This is a genomic window from Acidovorax sp. KNOB132, assembly GCF_057541515.1.
The window spans coordinates 1-1,701 of record NZ_BAAJYT010000475.1; the positions used below are offsets into that span (position 1 = coordinate 1).

2 protein-coding genes are annotated in these 1,701 nt (G+C 68.1%); one reads left to right on the top strand and one right to left on the bottom strand.

Features of this window, described 5'->3' with window-relative positions; translation table 11 throughout:
* Window positions 1-223 precede the first annotated feature (223 nt).
* Complete coding sequence (locus AC27IO_RS23870) at window positions 224-1,156, top strand: inositol monophosphatase family protein (protein WP_498741139.1); 933 nt, start codon at window positions 224-226, stop codon at window positions 1,154-1,156.
* Between the two features lie 91 nt (window positions 1,157-1,247).
* Here AC27IO_RS23870 and AC27IO_RS23875 read toward each other — a convergent pair.
* Window positions 1,248-1,701 (bottom strand): HD-GYP domain-containing protein (locus tag AC27IO_RS23875; protein ID WP_498741140.1); only part of this gene is annotated, 454 nt, incomplete at its 5' end.

The window sequence follows — 1,701 nt, forward strand, 5'->3', positions numbered from 1 at the left end:
CCTCCGAGGCAGCCTCGATGGCGCGGGGCGGCGGCGCCGACGTTGCCGGCATGGCTGGTGTGGAGGAGGATGAAACGGGTCTTCATGGCGCGCGGTCGGTGAAAAAAGGCAGTACGGGTAAAATCGCGCGCTCATTGTCGCCGTCCGCATCGCCGGGGCGCCATTCCCCGTTCCTGAACCGCCAGGCCGCCCTTGCCGCGCGCCCGGCCCACGCCACAATCCAATGTCGACCAATCTGCACCCCATGCTCAACGTGGCCATCAAGGCCGCACGCGCCGCCGGCGCCATCATCAACCGCGCGGCCCTGGACGTGGAATCCGTGCGGATCTCGCAAAAGCAGATCAACGATTTCGTGACCGAGGTGGACCACGCGAGCGAAAAGGCCATCATCGAGACGCTGCTCACGGCCTACCCCGGCCACGGCATCCTGGCCGAGGAATCGGGCAGCGAGTACGGCGCGAAGGATTCGGAGTTCGTCTGGATCATCGACCCGCTGGACGGCACCACCAACTTCATCCACGGCTTTCCGGTCTATTGCGTGAGCATCGCGCTGGCCGTGCGCGGCAAGGTCGAGCAGGCCGTCATCTACGACCCGACCCGCAACGACCTCTTCGCCGCCACCAAGGGCCGCGGCGCCTACCTGAACGAGCGCCGCATCCGCGTCTCCAAGCGCACGCAGCTCAAGGAATGCCTGATCTCCACCGGCTTTCCGTTCCGCCCGGGCGACAACTTCAAGAACTACCTGAACATCATGGCCGACGTGATGCAGCGCACCGCCGGCCTGCGCCGCCCGGGCGCCGCCGCGCTGGACCTGGCCTACGTGGCCGCGGGCTACACCGAAGCGTTCTTCGAGACCGGCCTGTCGATCTGGGACGTGGCGGCCGGCTCGCTGCTGGTGACCGAGGCCGGCGGCCTGGTCGGCAATTTCACGGGCGAGGCGGACTTCCTGGAGCAGCGCGAATGCCTGGCCGGCGCACCGCGCATCTACGGCCAGCTGGTGCCCATCCTCACCAAGTACAGCCAGTTCGCCAGCGCCGGCGACAAGGCGGCCGTGCGCCAGGCGGCGGCCAACCTCTCGCTGCCCACGGACGGCCTGGACGACGTGGTGCCGGCCACCCCGGCCGAGGACGGCGAAGCCGCCACCGGCGCCCGCTGACCGGCAGCGCCCGCGCGAAGGGATTGCCGCTGCGGCCCACGGGCCGAGCGGCAGTCCCTTTTTTCTTTTCGGGCCCGTGGCCCGTGTGGGCCTATTCCGGGTCGGGGTACTTGAGCGCGATGTGGCGGAAGTCGTCGGCCAGGTCCACGAAGGCATCCACCATGTCGGGGTCGAAATGCGTGCCGCGGCCCCGCACGATGGTGGCGCAGGCCTGTTCGTGCGAGTACGCGGGCTTGTAGATGCGTTTGCTGATGAGCGCGTCGTACACGTCCGCCACCGCCATGAGCCGGGCCGAGACGGGAATGGCATCGCCCGCCAGGCCCTCCGGATAGCCACTGCCGTCCCACTTTTCCTGGTGGCTGTAGGCGATCTCCTTGGACACGCTCAGAAAGGCCACGCGCATGCCCAGGCGGCGCTCGGCGTCCTCGATGGCATTGCGGCCCAGCGTGGTGTGCGTCTTCATGACCTCGAACTCTTCCACCGTGAGCTTGCCGGGCTTGAGCAGGATGCGGTCGGGGATGCCGATCTTGCCGATGTCGTGCAGC